Below are 17,150 nucleotides of genomic sequence, written 5' to 3' on the forward strand. Positions count from 1 at the left end.
CCTATGACCGCAACGTCTCCGAAGGAGACTCCCCGAACTGCCGGCGGTACGCGAGGGAGAAACGGCCCGGGTGCAGAAAGCCCCAGCGGGAGGCGACAGCGGTGACGGTCACGGCGCCCGGGTCGGAGGCCAGGAGTTCCTTGCGTACGCGGTCCAGGCGCACCTCGCGCAGGTAGGCGAGCGGTGTCGTGTCGAGGTGCCGGCGGAAGCCGTCCTGAAGGGCCCGGACGCCGACGCCGACGCATTCCGCGATCTCCGCGACCGTGAGCGGCTCGGCGGCGTGTCCCTCGATGACCTCCATGGCGCGGCGGACCGCGGGCGGTGCGATGCGCGGCTGCTCGCCGAGCAGCGCCGACATGTAGTTGTTGGGCTGGGCCATCAACAGCTGGGTCATGAGAAGCGATTCAAGCTGCTTTGTCACGAGGGGCTTGCTTGTCATGCCACCGGGCCCCTCAGCCTCCCGGCGCATGAGGTCGACAACGTTGAGCCAGGACCGGGAGCCCGGTGTGGTGAGGTTCATGCCGAGCGAGAAGAGGAGCGGGCGGCGCACGGCACGGCCGAGCAAACTGCCCAGGTGCGATTCCATCGACGACCGGTCGAACCACACGATCAGCTGCGGATTGCCGTCGCCCCAGCGCATGTCCAGCTTTCCGGTCGGAGAGGGGACAGAAGCGAGTTCCGGGGAGGAAATGATCTCCTCGCGGCCGCAGGTGATTTCGGCGTAACCGGCGAGCGGGATCTGGACAAGGAAAAAGCTCTCCAGATCGCCCGGGGTGATCCGGACTTCCGTCCCGTAATCGAGGTAATAGAGACCTGTCCGATCAAAGGGTGCACCGTGCAGTCGGGCGTCGAGCGTCGCCGAGCGCCGCATGATGCGCAGCTCATGCGGACAGAAGGCACGGCCGACCTCGGCCCGCGCCTCCCAAATGTCCGCTGTATGGAACCGCTGGTGATTTGCGAGAGGGGACTTTTCAGCGGGCATGTAAACCTCCACCGCCGAGATGCGCGATCGGGACAGCGACCCGCGTGATCCGGATAGCGCAGGCGATCTTGCCATACCAAGATTGCTCCCTGATCGCCGCGGACCCGAGAGAAGCCTGGGAAGTAACAATGCAGGGAGTGCCGGGCCGGACTGCGCTCGTCAGAGACGGAGTCACGCCCAGCGGCCGGGCCGTCGCATGCGCGCTGCGCTTATTACGCGCGCCCGGCGCGGCGGGGGCCGCCGAGGCCCTGCCCCCGCACGTCGCGGCACCCTTGCCTGCGCTGCCCCGGCTCACCGATTCGGCCGGGCCTCTCCAGCGAGCCGGGTTACCCAGGACCCCTCCCCCGGTCCTACGGGTGACCCGGCCTCCCGCGGCTGCCCGCCGGCCCCCCTCCGGCGGGCAGCCGCATTCCCCACAGCTGCCCCCCACGCATTGACGCCGCCACGTGCCGAAACGCTGCACGGCGCACGGCACCGCGCGGCACCGCTCGAAAACCGCTCACCCCCATCCGGAGATCCCCCTCATGCGCAAGATCACCATCGTCGGAGCCGGCCAGGCCGGTCTCCAGCTCGGCATCGGCCTGATCGACCACGGATTTGACGTCACCCTGGTGTCCAACCGCACCGGAGACCAGATCCGCGACGGCCGGGTCATGTCCAGCCAGGCCATGTTCGGCACCGCGCTGGCCCACGAGCGCAACCTCGGCCTCGACTTCTGGGGCGACGCCTGCCCGTCGATCGCCGGTCTCGGCGTGAGCATCGCCGACGGCCAGGGCGGCCGGGCGCTCTCCTTCGACGCCCGCCTCGATGCCACCGCCCGCTCCATCGACCAGCGCGTCAAGATGCCGCTCTGGATGGGCGAGTTCGCGCGCCGCGGCGGCCGTCTGGAGCTCTGCGAGGCCGGCATCGAGGACCTGGAGCGCTACGCCGCCGACTCCGACCTGGTGATCGTCGCGGCCGGCAAGGGCGAGATCGCCGGGCTGTTCGAGCGGGACGCCATGCGTTCCCCGTATGACGCTCCGCAGCGCGCGCTGGCCCTGGCGTACGTCACCGGTATGGCACCGCTGCCCGACCGCCCCGGCGTCAGCTTCAATGTCATCCCCGGTGTGGGTGAGTACTTCACCATGCCGAGCCTCACCACCAGCGGCCCCTGCGACATCATGTTCTTCGAAGGCATCCCGGGCGGCCCGCTCGACTGCTTCGACGGGCTCGCCCCGCACCAGCTGCTGGCGAAGTTCCAGGAGCTGCTGCGGGCGTACGTTCCGTGGGAGGCCGAGCGCTGCGCCGGTGTCACGCTCACCGACCAGAACGGCACCCTCGCGGGCCGCTTCGCGCCGACCGTCCGCAAGCCCGTCGCCACGCTGCCCTCCGGCGCCCAGGTGCTCGGCCTCGCCGACGTCGTCGTCCTCAACGACCCGATCACCGGCCAGGGCTCCAACAACGCCTCGAAGTGCGCGGCCTCCTACCTCGCCACCATCCTGGACCACGGCGCGCGCCCGTACGACGCCGCGTTCATGGAGCAGGCCTTCGGCCGCTTCTGGGACAACGCGCAGTCCGCCACGGTATGGACCAACGCGATGCTCGGCGCCCCGCCGCAGCACGTCCTGGAGCTCTTCGGCGCGGCGAGCGCCAACCCCCGTGTCGCCGCCCGCTTCGTCAACGGCTTCGACGACCCGCGCGACCTGTTCCACTGGTTCATGGACCCGGTCGCCGCGAAGAACTACCTGACCGAGGTCGGTGCCTGATCGTCCCGTCAGGGGCCGGCTCAGCAAACTGACGTCACGTCAGCGATAGTTACGCAACGAGAGCAGGACAGCAGTACATGAGAAGGATCGCGGTGGTCGGAGCCGGGCAGGCGGGTGCCCAACTCGCCCTGGGACTCCAGGCGCACGGCTATGACGTCACCTTGGTCACCGACCGCGCCCCCGATGAGATACGTCGTGGCCCGGTCATGTCCAGCCAGTGCATGTTCGACACCGCGCTGCAGAGCGAGCGCGAACTCGGCCTGCACCACTGGGAGGACCAGGCCCCGGACATCTCGGGCATCGCGTTCTCTCTCATCGGTCCGCACGGCACTCCGGACGTATCCTGGCGCGCGCCGCTGGAGGGCCCTGCCCACTCCGTCGACCAGCGGGTCAAGTGCGCTGCCTGGATCGAGCAGTTCGCGGACGGCGGCCGCGGCGAGATCGTGCTGCACGAGGCGGGCGTCAACGACCTCGAATGGTACGCCCGTACGCACGATCTCGTCGTGGTCTCCACCGGCAAGGGCGAGCTCAGCCAACTCTTCCCGCGCAACTCCGAACTCTCCCCGTACGACCGGCCGCGCCGTGCGCTGGCCCTGACGTACGTCACGGGAACAGCACCGCGGGAGGGGGAGGACGCCGTCCACTACCGCCTGGTCCCCGGCGTCGGCGAATTCTTCTCCTTTCCGGCTCTCACCACCACCGGCCCCTGCGACATCATGGTCTTCGAAGGCGTCCCCGGCGGGCCGATGGACTGCTGGGACGACATCCGCACGCCGGAAGGCCACCTCACCCGCTCACTGGAAATCCTCCACCGGTTCTTCCCCGACGCATACGAGCACTACCGGCACGCCCGGCTCACCGACAACGGCGGCGTGTTGCGCGGCAGGTTCACTCCGACCGTCCGGCACCCCGTCGCCCGCCTGGCCTCCGGCCGGCACGTCCTCGGCATGGCCGACGCCGTCGTCCTCAACGATCCGATCACCGGCCAGGGCTCGAACAACGCGGCCCAGGCCGCGACCCACTATCTCGACAGCATCCTCCGCCACGGCACCGCCGAATTCACCCCGCAGTGGATGCAGCGCACCTTCGACAGCTTCTGGCGCGGCTGGGCCCAATGGGCCGTCGGCTGGACCAACTCCCTCCTGGCCGAGCTGAGTCCCCATCACCGCGACCTCCTGACCGCGGCGGCCGAGATCCCCTCTGTCGCCGGTGCCCTCGCCGCCGGGTTCGACGACCCGCGCACCCTCTACCGCTGGTGGTTCGAGGAGGCCGAGGCACACCGCTTCCTGGCCGAGAAGCGCGCCCAGCACGCCGCCCGCTTCGACGGCCGCGAACTGCGCCGCGCGCTGGGTCAGTACGCCACCGGCGTGACCGTGGTGACGGCCCGTTCCCCCGACGGCCGCAACGTCGGCATGACGGCGAACTCCTTCACCTCCGTCTCGATGGACCCGCCCCTCGTCCTGTGGTGCCCCGGCAAGAACAGCCCGAGCCTCCCGGACTTCACCGACGCCTCGCACTTCGCCGTCCACGTACTGGCCGCCGACCAGCACCATCTCTCCCGCCAGTTCGCCACCCCGGCCGACGACAAGTTCCACGGCATCCCCACCACCCCCGGCATCGCCGGCACCCCCCTCCTGGACGGCGCGGTCGCCCGCTTCCAATGCCGCACCGTGCAACGCCTCGACGCCGGCGACCACATCGTCTTCCTCGGCGAGGTCGAACAGTACGAGGCCGACGGCGGTACCCCTCTGGTGTTCCACTCGGGGTACTACCAGGTGGCGACGAAGCATCCAGATCTGTGAACGCGAGTTGCCCGGTGGCCTGGCGCCATCCGGCTCACGCAGGGACCAGGTAGTCAACGGCGGCATGGTGGGCACCATGCGCCGCCGCCTTCCGGCCGAGGCCGGGCAGCCGGTTCCGATCGAGGCCGGGCCGCGTCCTACCTGTCGTCTTCGTCCCGCCCGTCCTCGAAGACGAAGAGTGGTTTTGCGCCATGTGCGGGTGCTTCGGCGAAGGTGAGGGCTTCGGTGAAGCGTTCGAGCGGGAATGGCTCGCCTTGGGGGATGCTCAGCACTTCCTCGTCAACGAGACCGCGCACCTCGGACAGCGCGCGCAGCGCCTCCGCGGGTGAGGCGGTGCCGAACCAGCGGTTGAGCCAGAAGCCTCGGAGTGCTTTGGTCTCGTAGATGACCGAGCGGGCCGGCAGCGGGATCGTCAGCGCTGCCGGGTCGGTCTGCCGGTGGGTGGAGAGCGCGCCGTAGACCACGAGCTCTCCGCCCGGAGCCAGCGCCTGGAACACCTGGGCACCCACCTCGCCCGCGACGCAGTCGGTGGCCTTGTGCACGCCGGCCGGTCCCGCGATCTCGGCCACTCTCTGCAACAGGTCCTCGTCCTCGGTGCAAATGACCTCGTCACCGCCGAGTGCCTTGATCTCCTCGACGGCATCGCGCCGCCGCACGACATTGATCGTGCGTATGCCCAGGTGCCGGGCCAGCTGAATGACGAGGCGGCCGACGGTGGAGCCCGCGGCCGTCTGCAACAGCCATTGCCCCGGCTGTACGTCGAGTTCGCGGGTGACCAGCAGCAGTGCGGTCAGCGGGTTGACGGCGAGCTGACAGGCGCTGGAGTCGCTGAGGCGATCGGGGACCGGCAGGAGCCTTCGGGTATCGGCAACAAGGTATTCCTGCCAGGTGCCGGCCACCGGCGGCCCGGGTACCGCCGGGACGGCAACGGCCACCACGCGCTCGCCGGTCTTCAGTCCCCCGGCGTCCGGGCCCAGGGCCTCGATACGGCCCACGCATTCCATGCGACCCCCGACAGCGGGAAACTCGGGCGAGAAGCCGTAGCGGCCACGGAGCACGTGCAGATCGCTGGCGTGAATCGGAGTCGCCTTCACGCGGATCAGCGCCTGACCGGCTTCCGGTGTGGGAACCGGACGGGATTCCAGCCGCAGGACATCGGCCGGCTCGCCCACCTTTCCGGCTACGAGCGCGCGCATGGATCGTGGCATGAGTGACCTTTCGCGTCTCAGCGCCCGACGAACTCGGCGGGCGTTGCGGCCGGCGTGATCAGGTGCGCATCACGGGCATGCCGACCAAGTGCACCAGCCAGGGTGCGCCGCGCGCCGCATCGCCGCAATCTGGACGCATGGCCCATCGACGCGTGACGAAAGGTGACCCATGAAGTTCGCAGTCATCGGCGGTACCGGTCTGATCGGATCGCAGGTCGTGAAGAAGCTGAACGCCGCGGGGCACGAGGCCGTACCGCACTCACCGTCCACAGGTGTCGACGTGCTCACCGGTCAGGGCGTGGAGGAGGCGGTGGCCGGAGCCGACTGCGTCGTCAATCTGACGAATTCCCCGACCTTCGACGATGCGTCTCCCGCCTTCTTCCAGACCTCGATGGACAACCTCCTGGCCGCCGCCCACAAGGGCGGGGTGGGCCACTTCGTCATCCTCTCGATCGTCGGCGCGGACCAGGTGCAGAACCTGGCCTATTACCGCGCCAAGGTCTTGCAGGAAGACATCCTCAAGGCCGGGCCGCTCCCCTACTCGATCGTCCGCGCCACCCAGTTCATGGAGTTCATGGCGGCCACCATGTCCTGGACCACCGAGGGCGACACCGTCCGCCTGCCCAGCACCCCCCTCCAGCCCATCGCCGCCCAGGACGTCTCCGACACCGTCGCCGAAGTCGCCGCCGGCAGCCCTTTGAACGCCACCCTCAATGTGGGCGGGCCCGATGTCCATCCCCTCGACGAGATCGGCCGGATCACCCTGAGAGCCCGGCCTGACGGACGCACGGTCGTCACCGACGACACCGCCGGCATGTTCGCCGCCGTCGACGGCGATGCGCTCACCACCAAGGGCGACGCACGCATCGCCCCCACCCACTACACCGACTGGCTCGCCTGACCCGGCCGGCCCGCGACTGGAGACCTCGCCATGTCGAACAACGAACAGGCGGCAGGCGGCGCCGGGAGTCGGCCGCGCTCGGAAGCGTGGAAGACGGCGCTCACCGTGCTGCAGTCGGCGAAACCGCCGTTGATTCCGGAGGGGGCGGAGGCGATGACCGTTCTGGTCGAGTTCCCTCCCGGCGATCCCGGCACCCCTCCGCACCGGCACTCGGGACCGGCCTTCGGCTACGTGCTGGAGGGGGAGATGCTCTTCGAGCTGGAAGGTGAGCCGGAGCGGGTGATCAAGGCCGGGGAGACGTTCTGGGAGCCGGGCGGCGATGTCATCCACTACCAGGACGGAAACAACCGGACGGACTCCAGGAGCCGCTTCCTCGTCACCATGATGTGCGCACCGGGTCAGCCCATGCTCACGCTGGTCGACGACGAGGAGCTGGCCCGGCGCCGGCACCTGCGGGCTCCCCGCCCGGGCGCCTGACCCGCCGCTGACAGCCGGGACCGATCGCCGGTGAGCCCATCGTCGAGGAGGACGTGTCGTCACCGGGCCGAGCATCCGGCGGACGGAGGGGGCGGTTCCTTGGAATGCGCCCGCGGAGGACGGGCAATTACACTGGACAAATACGCCCATAAGGGGGCCCGTAAGGGGCTTGAACGCGGGCGGAGGCTCTGCCGGCCGCCCCGCGCAGCCCGAGCGCAGCGCGGCGCTCTTCAGCGCCCCGGCTCTTTGTCGTGCGCCTCCCGGATTTCCCAGGGAGCATTCCCATGGCTGGTCACACCGCGTCCATCATCCTGGAGCCCGAGGCACAGGAGTTCGCCGACGCCACCTCGCAACACCCGTTCCTGTACGAGCTGGATCCGACCGCGGCGCGCAAGGTGCTCGACGACCTCCAGGCCGCGCCGGTCGACAAGCTGCCGGTCGACGAGGAGTGGGTTTCGGTTCCGGCCGCGGTGGGCGATGTGCGGGTACGCATCGTCAAGCCGCAGGGCCTCACCGGAACGCTGCCCGTCGTGTTGTACATGCACGGCGGTGGCTGGGTGCTGGGCAACGCCGGCACCCATGACCGCCTGGTGCGCGAGCTGGCGGTCGGCGCCCGCGCGGCAGTGGCCTTCGTGGAGTACACGCCGTCGCCCGAGGCGCACTACCCGGTCGCCATCGAGCAGGGCTACGCCACCGCGCAGTGGATCGTCCGCGAGGGGGCGTCCAAGGGTCTCGATGCACAGCGCATGGCGGTGGCCGGGGAATCGGTCGGCGGGAACATGACCGCCGCACTCGCCCTCATGGCCAAGGACCGCGGTGACGTCACGTTCATACAGCAGTCGATGTACTACCCGGTCACGGATGCGGCCATGAACACCGGCTCCTACGACCAATTCGCCACCGGCTACTACCTGAGCCGCAAGCTGATGGAATGGTTCTGGGACGCCTACACGACCGACCCGGACCAACGCGCGGAGATCACCGCATCACCCAACCACGCCACCATCGAGCAACTGTCCGGCCTGCCGCCCGCGTTGCTGATCGTCGACGAGGCCGATGTGCTGCGCGACGAGGGCGAGGCGTACGCCGCCAAGCTCCGCGCAGCCGACGTTGCGGTGACCACGGTGCGCTATGACGGCACGGTCCACGACTTCATGATGCTCAACTCGCTGAGTGACTCCAAAGCCGCCCGCGGAGCCATCGACCAGGCAACGGCGTTCCTGCGCAACGCTCTTGGAACCACCCAGGACTGAGTTCTGGAGCGTCGGGGGACTCCCCGACTCCCTGGACCTTGATAAACGGACCGGCGGTCCGTATGGTTGATGCCATGCGGACTGCCGGTCCGTTTCTATTGGGGTGCCCCGTCATTCGGGTGCCACGCAAGGTGTCATCACGAGCGTGATCACGGAGATCGCGCTTCTCGCGACTACCGGCCGCACCCGACGAACCGGGCCCGACGGACCGCACCCGACGGGCCGGGCCGCCGCGGCTTCGAGCAGAACGGAAAACCTTGATCATGACAAACCCCGTGACACCCGCAGAGCTGTACCGCCACGGTCTGCAACTGCTGCTCCAGAAGGACATCCCCGCCTGGGTGGATCTGTGGGACGACAACGGTGTCCTCGAATTCCCCTTCGCGCCCGACGGCTGGCCCCTGCGCCTCGAAGGCAAGGCCGCGGTCGGCGACTACATGCGCCACTATCCCGACCACATCGACCTGCACGACTTCCCCGACGTGAAGATCCACGAGACCAGCGACCCGGAGACGATCGTGGTGGAGATGCGCGGGGTCGGCCGCCTGGTGGAAACCGACAGCCCCTTCGCCATGACGTACATCGCCGTGGTCACGGTCAAGGACGGGCTCATCACCTCCTACCGCGACTACTGGAACCCCCTCGCCGTATCCCAGCCCGGCGCCGACTTCGCAGGAGCACACTGATGACGACCTCCCACACCACCCTGGTCATCGGCGCCACCGGCACCACCGGCCGCCGTGTCACCGCCGGCCTGATCAGCAAGGGCCACCGCGCCAAGGCCGCCGGCCGGACTGCCACCCCGGTGGCAGGCGCAGAGGCCGTCCGCTTCGACTGGAACGAGCCCGCGACCTGGGACGAGGCCCTGGACGGCGTCGACCGCGCCTACCTCGTCCCGCCCATCGGCTCCTCCGACCCGGCCACGGTGATGCTGCCCTTCCTCCGCCGGGCCCGTGCGGCAGGAGTGCAGCGGTCGGTGCTGCTCAGCTCCTCGGCGATTCCCGCGGGCGGTCCGGCGGTGGGGCAGGTCCACGGGGAGCTGCCCGGCCTGTTCGAGGAGTGGGCGGTACTGCGGCCCTCCTGGTTCATGCAGAACTTCACCGGCCGCACCCTCCACGCACGCAGCATCCGCGAGGACGGCGTCATCCGCACGGCCTCGGGAGACGGACGCGTCGGGTTCATCGACGCCGAGGACATCGCCGCCGTCGCGGTGCACGCCCTCACTGACGACCAGGCCCCCAACACCGACCCGATCCTCACCGGGCCGCAGGCCCTCAGCTACGACGACGTCGCCACCGTCATCACCGAGGTCACCGGCCGACCCGTCGTGCACCGTCACCTGACCTTCGAGCAGCTGCGCGATCGCTGGGCGACCGAAGTGCCGCTGGAGTTCGCCACCATGCTGGCCGGCATGGACCGCGCCATCGCCGGCGGCGCCGAGGACCGTACCTCGGACACCGTCGAGCGCCTCACCGGCCGCTCCCCGGGCACGTTCCGCGCCTTCGTAGAACGGGAGGTGTCGTGCAGTAGTTGACGTTCGAGACGGGAGCGGCCTCGGTGGGTGCAGCAGGCCGCGAGCGCCACTCATATGAAGCGGCCGCATATCATTCCGGGGGCCGGGACAGGCCGAAGACCGAGGAGGACCTGTGGCCCAGCGCCCAGAGCGTGCGGATGCCCTGCGCAACCGAGAGACCGTCCTGGCTGCCGCCGACGCCCTTTTCGCCGCCAGCAGCAGCCCCCACAGCGTGTCGATGGACGACATCGCGACGGCCGCGGGCGTGGGCAAGGGCACCCTCTTCCGCCGCTTCGGCGACCGCACCGGCCTGATCGGCGCCGTGATCGCCTCCCGCCTCGAACCCCTGCAGCAAGCCGTGCGGGAGGCACAGGACGCGGCCGGGTCCTCACCGCGGCAGCGGGTGCTGGACCTGCTCGACGCCTCACTGTGCTTCAAGATCGAGAACCGGAACCTGATGGCGGCCGCGGAGGAAGCCGGGCTCAGCAGCCCCTACCGGGCCGAACACTACGGCTGGTGGCACGGAATGCTGCATGCGGCGCTGGATCAGGTGCCCGGCGTCCACGACGCGGGTTTCACCGCCCACGCACTGCTGGCCACCATCCGCGCCGACCTCGTGGCACACCTGATCGACGACCAGGAGATGACACCTGACGGCCTGCGCTCCTGCCTCGCGGCCTACGTCGACAACGCCCTGGGTTCCCACTCCAGTTCGCCCGGCACGCGCAAGGAGGCATGAGCGACCGCTCCCCCGGTCACAAAGCCGGGCTGAGCGGTGCTCGGGGACGGGTCACCCACAGCGTTGCCACGGCTTTGCCGCTGTGTCTCCCGTTTCCCTGCTTCTCCACCGTCGGCCGACGAGTGCGGTGTGACTTCGGTGATGGTTCGCGAGGCCCGCCCGCGGGTGCGCAGCGGTCCGGCCGGACCCGCTCGCCTCGTCAACGGTCGCTGCCCGGCCCTCCAGGGAGCGGAGGGCTCACCCGTACGGCCGTCTGTACGTGCGTCACAGCGGGTCTCCGGCCGATGCTGCTCTCAAGCCCAGTGAAGAGGAGTGGTACCGGTGACGCCCTTGGCCGATGACTGGCTGGCTCCGTGGGTCGCGCAGGCACACTCGGCCCTCGAAGGGGGGCCGCTGGCGGGTTTCCTCGCCGACCTCGCCACCGCCGCCCCAGCGCTGGGCCGGGCCACGGCGCACATCATCAGCCTCCCCGTACGGCCGGCCGCACTCGCACTGCGTACGTCCCCCGAAATCCTCACCGGTGCCTTGGCCCAACTCAGCGCGGCCGGCCTGCTCACCTGCTCCTACGACGGCGACCTCGACGCCGCACACGCCACGATCACCCTGCTGCCCATCGGGGCATCCCCACTCTCCTGAGGCAACGGATCACGGAATCGCGGGGACGGAACTCGACAGTGAGCCCGAAGTGTCGCGCGATGCGCACGGCCAGGACTTCCTGGAGACCCCGCCCGTCCTGCCCTGTGGAGCCCGGAGCTGAGATGGCACTGGGCGTCCCGGAAGCCGAGCCGGCCGGCGAGAACGCCGCCACCGAGCTGGTCCGCTGAGTCACCGGAGTCCCCCGGCCTCATCGGACCGATGAGGGTCGGTGCGTACGTGCGCCCGCACCCCTTGCAGGCCGAACAGGATGAGAAGCTCGACCGCGCCGCCGTCGGCGCTGCCCAGCCAGTGGGGCAAGGATGTGTCGAACTCGGCCGTGTCACCGGGCGGCAGCGTCAGGTCGCGCTCGCCGGTCACGAGCCGCAGGCGTCCGGTGAGCACGTAGAGCCATTCGAAGCCCTCGTGGGTCTGTGGGGCCGGTTCGAGTGGTTCCGGCCGGGCGGAGATGATCATCTTGAAGGCGTGCACCCCGCCCGGTCGCCGGGAGAGGGGCACGAAGGTCATCCCGAACCGTCTGATCGGTTTGAGATGTATCCGGGGGTCGCCGGTGCGCGGGGCGCCGACGAGGTCGTCCAGCGGAACGTCGTAGACACGGGACAGCGTGCTCTCCGATACGCCGGTCGTCGCGGCGAGGCCGGCGAGGGTGATGCCGCGGTCACGACGCAGCGCACAAAGGCGCGGCCCCACCGCGTCCAGCACGTCGTCGTCCGTCTTGCGATCCATCGGACCATCTTGCCGTAACCGCAAGATTCCGTGCCAAGTCGTGGGATTCCCGGCAAAACTGCGGACATCCCGACACAAGGAGCCTTGATGAACACCACCGATGCGATCGCGTTCTGGGACGGCGTCTACACGGCCAGGCCGGCAGCCGGCCGACCGCAGCCGAATGTCCGCCTCACCGAGACAGGAACGGGCCTGCCGCCCGGGGACGTGTTGGACCTCGGCTGCGGCAACGGCGGCGATGCGCTGTGGCTCGCCCGCCTGGGCTGGCAGGTCACCGCAGTCGACATCTCGGCCGTGGCGGTCGAACGGCTCACCGCCCTCGTCCGCGCACACGGCCTGGGCGACCGCGTCACCACCGTGCGGGCCGACTTGCACACCTCTTTCCCGCCCGGCGCATTCGACCTGGTCTGCGCCCACTACCTCCACACCCCCTTCGACCTGGACCGGGCGGCCGTGCTGCGCTCGGCCGCGCACGCGCTGCGCCCGGGCGGGCAGCTGCTGATCGTCGACCACGGCTCCACCGCGCCGTGGTCGTGGAACCAGGATCCCGACATCCGCTACCCGAGCCCGCGGGAAGTCGCGGCGGATATCGGCCTGGCGCCACAGACCTGGACGGTCGAGCGGGCCGACGCACCCCGCCGGATCGCGACCGGACCGGACGGGCGCACCGCCGAGGTCACCGACCACGTCCTCCTCATCCGCCGCACCGCCTGACACGGCGGCGGCACTCGCCCCCGACGAAGGAAAGGAGACCACGGTGCCCGGCACCACGCTCCGCAACGGCCGTCGCGACACCCCGCCCGGGTGCACCGATCTCGGCGCACCGGTCCCCCGGCTGCGGCCGGACCGCCCCGCTCCCAGCATCCGCTGGGCGCTCACCCACATGATCGAGGAGACCGGCCGGCACGCGGGCCAGGCGGACATCCTCCGCGAATTCCTCGACGGCACGACCGGGCGCTGATCCGCCTTCTCCGAGTCGGGGGCGCGCAGGGAGCGTCGCTGGTGCCGGTGCCGGTGCCGGTGCCGGTGCCGGTGCCGGTGCCGGTGCCGGTGCCGGTGCCGGTGCCGGTGCCGGTGCCGGTGCCGGTGCCGGCAGCACGGTCCCACGAAGGCTTCTCAGAGGGCGAGTTCGGGCCGGTAGTGGTCCAGCCACAGAGCCAGGTCGACGACGCGTTCGAGGCGGAGGCGGTGGCCCCATTCCAGCCGGTCGGGCGGGGTGTCGAGGCAGGGTTCGAGGTGGGTCTCGTCGGCCAGGGACCGGACCTGATCGGCGGCCAGGGCGTCACGGGCCAGGTCCTGGAGGCCGCGGTTGTAGTCGGGATGGTGGGTGGCCGGGTAGTGGTTCTTGGGCCGGTGCAGCACGGAGTCGGGCGCGAGTCCGGCGCCGGCGGCGCGCAGCAGGCTCTTCTCCCGGCCGTCGAAACTCTTCACCTTCCAGGGCGTGGCGAAGGCGTACTCGACGAGGCGGTGGTCGCAGTAGGGGACGCGGACCTCCAGGCCCTGCGCCATACTCAACCGGTCCTTCCGGTGCAGGAGTTGGCGCAGCCAGCGGGTCAGGGACAGATGCTGCATCTCGCGTTGGCGGTGTTCGGCGGGGGTTTCGTCGTCATGGTGCGGTACGGCGGCCAGCGCGCTGCGATAGGTGTCCTCGCGGAACTCCCCCATGCGCAGGTCGAGCGCCGGGTTGAGCGGCATGGCGGCCTCGTCGCCGGTGACCAGGAGCCAGGGGAAGGTGGCCGCGTTCAGCGCCTTCGGGGAGTGGAACCAGGGGTAGCCGCCGAACACCTCGTCCGCCGCCTCGCCGGACAGCGCCACGGTGGAGTGCCTACGGATCTCGCCGAACAGCAGATACAGGGAGGTGTCCATGTCGCCGACCCCGATCGGCGAGTCCCTTGCCGCAACGACCGCCTTGCGGTGCTCGGGGTCGAGCAGCGTGAGCGGGTCGAGGACGACCGTGCTGTGTTCGGTGCCGATGTAGGCGCCGGCCTCGGCGGCGTACGGGGTGTCGTGGCCGGTGCGCAGCACGTCGCCGGTGAACTGCTCGGCCTGGTCACTGTAGTCGACGGCGTAGGAGCGGATGCGGGAGTCCGGACCTTCGCGCAGACGGAGTTCGTCGGCGAGCAGCGCGGTCAGGACCGTGGAGTCGATGCCGCCGGACAGCAGGCTGCACAGCGGGACATCGGCCTCCAGTTGGCTGCGGGCGGCCGTGCCGACCAGCTCACGGGCCCGTTCGACGGCCGTGTCCAGGTCGTCGTCGTGCGCGTCGGCCGCCAGCTGCCAGTAGCGGCGTTCGCGGATGCCGTCGCGGTCCAGCACGAGCACGCCGCCGGGTTCCACCTCGCGCACCCCGGACCACACCGTCGGTCCGGTGTTGAACAGCAGGCTGTACGCCTCGCGGAGCCCGTCGGCGTCCACCCGTGGCCGGATCTCCGGATGGGCGAAGAGGGCCTTGGGCTCGGACGCGAACGCCAGGCCGCCGTCGACGGCGGCCCAGTACAGCGGTTTGACGCCGAGGCGGTCGCGTACCAGCAGCAGCCGCTGCGCACGGTCGTCCCAGACGGCGAAGGCGAACATGCCCTCCAGGTGGCCGGCGAGGTCCGCACCCCATTCGGCGTACGCGCGCAGCACCACCTCGGTGTCGCTGCGGGTGCGGAAGTGGTGCCCGCGGCCGCGTAGTTCGGCGCGCAGCTGGTGGTGGTTGTACACCTCGCCGCTGTAGCTGAGCACGGTGGTCGGGCGGTCCGGCCGGTCGGTCATCGGCTGCACGCCACCGGCCGGGTCGATGACGGCCAGACGGCGGTGACCGATCGCGGCCTGCTCGCCGAGCCAGACGCCGCACGCGTCCGGGCCCCGTGGCGTGAGGGTGGCCGTCATGGCTTCGAGTACCGGGCGCTGGGTGCGGGCGTCGTGGTGGAAGGACACCCATCCGGTGATTCCGCACATAGGAGTGCTCCTGGGTCAGTCGTGAGCGGCCGACGCCGTGTCGGTCGCCTTCTCGGGGACGGCAGCGGCCCTTCTGCCGGGCAGGGCGAGCAGGGGTACGGACAGGCAGGCGGCGAGGGCAGCCAGTGCGAGTGCGGCCCGTACGCCCTCATGAGGTCCGGTCAGCCCCCAGGCGGCGGTGGCCGGCGCGGGACCGAGGGTGAAGCCGAGGCTGCGGGCGAGCTGCACCGTGGCGCCCACGGCCGCGATCCGGTCCGGTCCGGTGGGGCCACGCCTATGACGAGGGCCTAGGTCGGGCGGGCCGCCGTTCATCCGCCGGTGGGTGCCTCTTCCGGCGCAGACGCCTTGCTGCCGGCCGGCGCCTGGTGGTCGAAGGCGATCAGCGGATCGCCGGTGAGCGGGTGGTCGACCACAGCGGCCCGCACCCCGAACACCTCGGCCAGCAGATCGGGAGTGAGGACTTCGCGCGGCGGTCCGGAGGCGATCACCGCTCCGGCATGCAGGACGTGCAGTCGGTCGCACACGGAGGCAGCGGCGTTGAGGTCGTGCAGTGACACCAGCGTCGTACGGCGCTGGGCGCGCAGCAGGGCGAGCAGTTCGACCTGGTGGCGGATGTCGAGGTGGTTGGTCGGCTCGTCCAGCACCAGCACGTCGGGGTCCTGGCAGAACGCGCGGGCCAGCAGGACGCGCTGGCGTTCGCCGCCGGACAGGGCCGTGAACCGGCGCCCGGCCGCCGCTGCCATGCCCACGTCCGCGAGCGCGCGGGCGACGGTGTCCCGGTCGGTGGCGTCATCCCCCGCGAAGGCCCGCTTGTACGGTGTACGCCCCATTGCGACGACCTCGCGAACGGTCAGTTCGAACTCGCTCTGTCTCTCCTGCGGCAGCGCCGCGACGTGCCTGGCCGACCGGACCGCGGACAGCTCGCGCAGATCGGTACCGGCCAGCAGAACCCGTCCCGCGGTGGGGGTCAGGTGCCGGTAGACCGTGCGCAGCAGCGTGGACTTGCCGCTGCCGTTCGGGCCGACCAGGCCGGTGATCTCGCCCTCGGCCGCCACCAGACGGGCGCCCGTCACGACCGTACGGCCGGCGTAGGCGACGCTCAGGTCTTCGATGTCGATTCTCAACTTCCGCTCCCCAGGCGCCGGTCCAGCAGGTACAGCAGGGCCGGGGCCCCGATGAGCGAGGTGACCACGCCGACCGGCAGTTCCTGCGAGTCCATCGCGGTACGGCAGACGATGTCGACCACCACCAGGAGCAGCGCCCCGAACAGCGCCGAGACCGGCAGCAGGCGACGGTGGTCGCCGCCGACGACCAGGCGGCAGACGTGCGGCACCATCAGCGCGACGAAGGCGATCGCGCCGGACACCGCCACCAGGACACCGGTCAGCACACTGGTCACCGTGAACAGCTCCCGGCGCAGCCGGGTGACGTGGACGCCGAGCCCTGCCGCGGTCTCGTCGCCCATCATCAGCGCGTTCAGTCCCCGGGCCCGCGCCTGGAGCCACAGCAGGGCGAGCGGCACCACGATCGCGGGCAGGGCCAGGACCGGCCAACTCGCGCCGCTCAGGCTGCCCATGAGCCAGAACAGCACACTGTGCGTCTGCTGCTCGTCCCCGGCCTGCAACACCAGAAAGCTGGTGAAGCCGGACAGGAACTGGCCGATCGCCACCCCGGCCAGCACCAGTCGCAGCGGCGCGAACCCGCCGCCCCGCCGGGCGACGGCCCACACGAGGGCGAAGGTGGCCAGGGCTCCGGCGAAGGCCGCACCCGACAGCCCCAAGCCGAGCACCCCGCCCGTGCCCAGGCCGAGGACGAGGGAGGCGACCGCTCCGAGGGACGCGCCGTTGGAGATGCCCAGCAGGTAGGGGTCGGCCAGCGGGTTGCGCACCAGCGCCTGCACCGCCGTACCGACGACGCCGAGCCCGGCGCCCACGAGCGCGGCCAGCACGGCACGGGGGACGCGCAGTTGCCAGACGATCAGGTCGTTGGTGCCCGGCCGCGGGGCCTCGCCGGACAGCCGCCGCCACACCACACCCCACACCTCGGCGGGCGCGATGGACGTCGATCCCCAGGCCACCGCGGCGGTCAGCGTGACGAGGAGGGCGACGCCGAGCAGGCACACCAGCGGCCCGGCGGGCAGACTGCGTGCGTCCGCTCTCCCGTCCGCTCTCCCGTCGGTGGTCTTGCGGCGGGACGCGGACATCGTG

The 17,150-nt window shown here is 70.5% G+C and carries 17 protein-coding genes and 1 pseudogene; 11 read left to right on the forward strand and 7 right to left on the reverse strand.

What is annotated here, in order from left to right:
* Position 1: 1 nt before the first annotated feature.
* Entirely contained in the window at positions 2-1,057 is a 1,056-nt protein-coding gene (locus tag D9V36_RS03690) for an AraC family transcriptional regulator (protein ID WP_241720687.1), read from the reverse strand.
* A gap of 449 nt (positions 1,058-1,506) precedes the next feature.
* Here D9V36_RS03690 and D9V36_RS03695 point away from each other — a divergent pair, with 449 nt between their 5' ends.
* Positions 1,507-2,727, forward strand: a complete 1,221-nt coding sequence (locus tag D9V36_RS03695; RefSeq protein WP_129292478.1) for a styrene monooxygenase/indole monooxygenase family protein — start codon at positions 1,507-1,509, stop codon at positions 2,725-2,727.
* Between the two features lie 77 nt (positions 2,728-2,804).
* On the forward strand, positions 2,805-4,529 hold the full coding sequence (locus D9V36_RS03700; RefSeq protein ID WP_129292479.1) for a flavin reductase: 1,725 nt from the start codon (positions 2,805-2,807) through the stop codon (positions 4,527-4,529).
* A 137-nt stretch (positions 4,530-4,666) separates the two neighbouring features.
* Here D9V36_RS03700 and D9V36_RS03705 read toward each other — a convergent pair whose 3' ends face one another.
* Complete coding sequence (locus tag D9V36_RS03705) at positions 4,667-5,725, reverse strand: zinc-dependent alcohol dehydrogenase family protein (RefSeq protein WP_129292480.1); 1,059 nt, start codon at positions 5,723-5,725, stop codon at positions 4,667-4,669.
* A 181-nt stretch (positions 5,726-5,906) separates the two neighbouring features.
* On the opposite strand from D9V36_RS03705, the gene D9V36_RS03710 reads away from it, so the two are divergent.
* From D9V36_RS03710 to D9V36_RS03740, 7 genes are all read left to right on the forward strand, one after another.
* Positions 5,907-6,638: an SDR family oxidoreductase gene (locus tag D9V36_RS03710; protein ID WP_129292481.1), complete on the forward strand. Its 732-nt coding sequence runs from the start codon at positions 5,907-5,909 to the stop codon at positions 6,636-6,638.
* A gap of 30 nt (positions 6,639-6,668) precedes the next feature.
* The gene (locus tag D9V36_RS03715) at positions 6,669-7,115 is read left to right on the forward strand and encodes a cupin domain-containing protein (protein ID WP_129292482.1); all 447 of its coding nucleotides are present in this window, start codon (positions 6,669-6,671) and stop codon (positions 7,113-7,115) included.
* A gap of 284 nt (positions 7,116-7,399) precedes the next feature.
* Positions 7,400-8,368 (forward strand): alpha/beta hydrolase, encoded by a 969-nt coding sequence (locus D9V36_RS03720; RefSeq protein WP_129292483.1) that lies wholly within the window; start codon positions 7,400-7,402, stop codon positions 8,366-8,368.
* Positions 8,369-8,631: 263 nt separating this feature from the next.
* A complete protein-coding gene (locus D9V36_RS03725) occupies positions 8,632-9,054 on the forward strand; it encodes a nuclear transport factor 2 family protein (protein ID WP_129292484.1) in 423 nt (140 codons plus the stop codon).
* Positions 9,054-9,902: an NAD(P)H-binding protein gene (locus D9V36_RS03730; RefSeq protein ID WP_129292485.1), complete on the forward strand. Its 849-nt coding sequence runs from the start codon at positions 9,054-9,056 to the stop codon at positions 9,900-9,902. The genes D9V36_RS03725 and D9V36_RS03730 overlap by 1 nt, the downstream gene beginning before the upstream one ends.
* A gap of 112 nt (positions 9,903-10,014) precedes the next feature.
* Positions 10,015-10,620: a TetR/AcrR family transcriptional regulator gene (locus tag D9V36_RS03735; protein ID WP_129292486.1), complete on the forward strand. Its 606-nt coding sequence runs from the start codon at positions 10,015-10,017 to the stop codon at positions 10,618-10,620.
* Between the two features lie 321 nt (positions 10,621-10,941).
* The gene (locus D9V36_RS03740; RefSeq protein WP_129292487.1) at positions 10,942-11,256 is read left to right on the forward strand and encodes a hypothetical protein; all 315 of its coding nucleotides are present in this window, start codon (positions 10,942-10,944) and stop codon (positions 11,254-11,256) included.
* A gap of 189 nt (positions 11,257-11,445) precedes the next feature.
* Here the strand turns inward: D9V36_RS03740 and D9V36_RS03745 are convergent, their stop codons facing one another.
* A complete protein-coding gene (locus D9V36_RS03745) occupies positions 11,446-12,000 on the reverse strand; it encodes a helix-turn-helix domain-containing protein (protein ID WP_129292488.1) in 555 nt (184 codons plus the stop codon).
* Between the two features lie 87 nt (positions 12,001-12,087).
* On the opposite strand from D9V36_RS03745, the gene D9V36_RS03750 reads away from it, so the two are divergent.
* Entirely contained in the window at positions 12,088-12,714 is a 627-nt protein-coding gene (locus D9V36_RS03750) for an SAM-dependent methyltransferase (protein WP_129292489.1), read from the forward strand.
* 88 nt (positions 12,715-12,802) lie between these two features.
* A pseudogene (locus D9V36_RS03755) lies at positions 12,803-12,961 on the forward strand (DUF664 domain-containing protein); the annotation flags it as partial.
* 155 nt (positions 12,962-13,116) lie between these two features.
* On the opposite strand, the gene asnB reads toward D9V36_RS03755, so the two are convergent.
* From asnB to D9V36_RS03775, 4 genes are all read right to left on the reverse strand, one after another.
* Entirely contained in the window at positions 13,117-14,943 is a 1,827-nt protein-coding gene (gene asnB, locus D9V36_RS03760; RefSeq protein ID WP_129292490.1) for an asparagine synthase (glutamine-hydrolyzing), read from the reverse strand.
* A gap of 15 nt (positions 14,944-14,958) precedes the next feature.
* Positions 14,959-15,183 (reverse strand): hypothetical protein, encoded by a 225-nt coding sequence (locus D9V36_RS03765; RefSeq protein ID WP_241720688.1) that lies wholly within the window; start codon positions 15,181-15,183, stop codon positions 14,959-14,961.
* 68 nt (positions 15,184-15,251) lie between these two features.
* Positions 15,252-16,067, reverse strand: a complete 816-nt coding sequence (locus D9V36_RS03770; RefSeq protein WP_129292491.1) for an ABC transporter ATP-binding protein — start codon at positions 16,065-16,067, stop codon at positions 15,252-15,254.
* Entirely contained in the window at positions 16,064-17,146 is a 1,083-nt protein-coding gene (locus tag D9V36_RS03775) for a FecCD family ABC transporter permease (RefSeq protein ID WP_431357740.1), read from the reverse strand. Before D9V36_RS03775 ends, D9V36_RS03770 begins: the two co-directional genes overlap by 4 nt.
* Between the last annotated feature and the right edge of the window lie 4 nt (positions 17,147-17,150).

The organism is Streptomyces lydicus (assembly GCF_004125265.1).
Lineage (GTDB): Bacteria > Actinomycetota > Actinomycetes > Streptomycetales > Streptomycetaceae > Streptomyces > Streptomyces lydicus_C.

Excerpts from the sequence above, each read along its gene's own strand:
- D9V36_RS03690 (WP_241720687.1), bottom strand. The coding sequence starts at position 1,057 with ATGGCAAGATCGCCTGCGCTATCCGGATCACGCGGGTCGCTGTCCCGA.
- D9V36_RS03695 (WP_129292478.1), top strand. The coding sequence starts at position 1,507 with ATGCGCAAGATCACCATCGTCGGAGCCGGCCAGGCCGGTCTCCAGCTC.
- D9V36_RS03700 (WP_129292479.1), top strand. The coding sequence starts at position 2,805 with ATGAGAAGGATCGCGGTGGTCGGAGCCGGGCAGGCGGGTGCCCAACTC.
- D9V36_RS03705 (WP_129292480.1), bottom strand. The coding sequence starts at position 5,725 with ATGCGCGCGCTCGTAGCCGGAAAGGTGGGCGAGCCGGCCGATGTCCTG.
- D9V36_RS03710 (WP_129292481.1), top strand. The coding sequence starts at position 5,907 with ATGAAGTTCGCAGTCATCGGCGGTACCGGTCTGATCGGATCGCAGGTC.
- D9V36_RS03715 (WP_129292482.1), top strand. The coding sequence starts at position 6,669 with ATGTCGAACAACGAACAGGCGGCAGGCGGCGCCGGGAGTCGGCCGCGC.
- D9V36_RS03720 (WP_129292483.1), top strand. The coding sequence starts at position 7,400 with ATGGCTGGTCACACCGCGTCCATCATCCTGGAGCCCGAGGCACAGGAG.
- D9V36_RS03725 (WP_129292484.1), top strand. The coding sequence starts at position 8,632 with ATGACAAACCCCGTGACACCCGCAGAGCTGTACCGCCACGGTCTGCAA.
- D9V36_RS03730 (WP_129292485.1), top strand. The coding sequence starts at position 9,054 with ATGACGACCTCCCACACCACCCTGGTCATCGGCGCCACCGGCACCACC.
- D9V36_RS03745 (WP_129292488.1), bottom strand. The coding sequence starts at position 12,000 with ATGGATCGCAAGACGGACGACGACGTGCTGGACGCGGTGGGGCCGCGC.
- D9V36_RS03750 (WP_129292489.1), top strand. The coding sequence starts at position 12,088 with ATGAACACCACCGATGCGATCGCGTTCTGGGACGGCGTCTACACGGCC.
- asnB (WP_129292490.1), bottom strand. The coding sequence starts at position 14,943 with ATGTGCGGAATCACCGGATGGGTGTCCTTCCACCACGACGCCCGCACC.
- D9V36_RS03775 (WP_431357740.1), bottom strand. The coding sequence starts at position 17,146 with ATGTCCGCGTCCCGCCGCAAGACCACCGACGGGAGAGCGGACGGGAGA.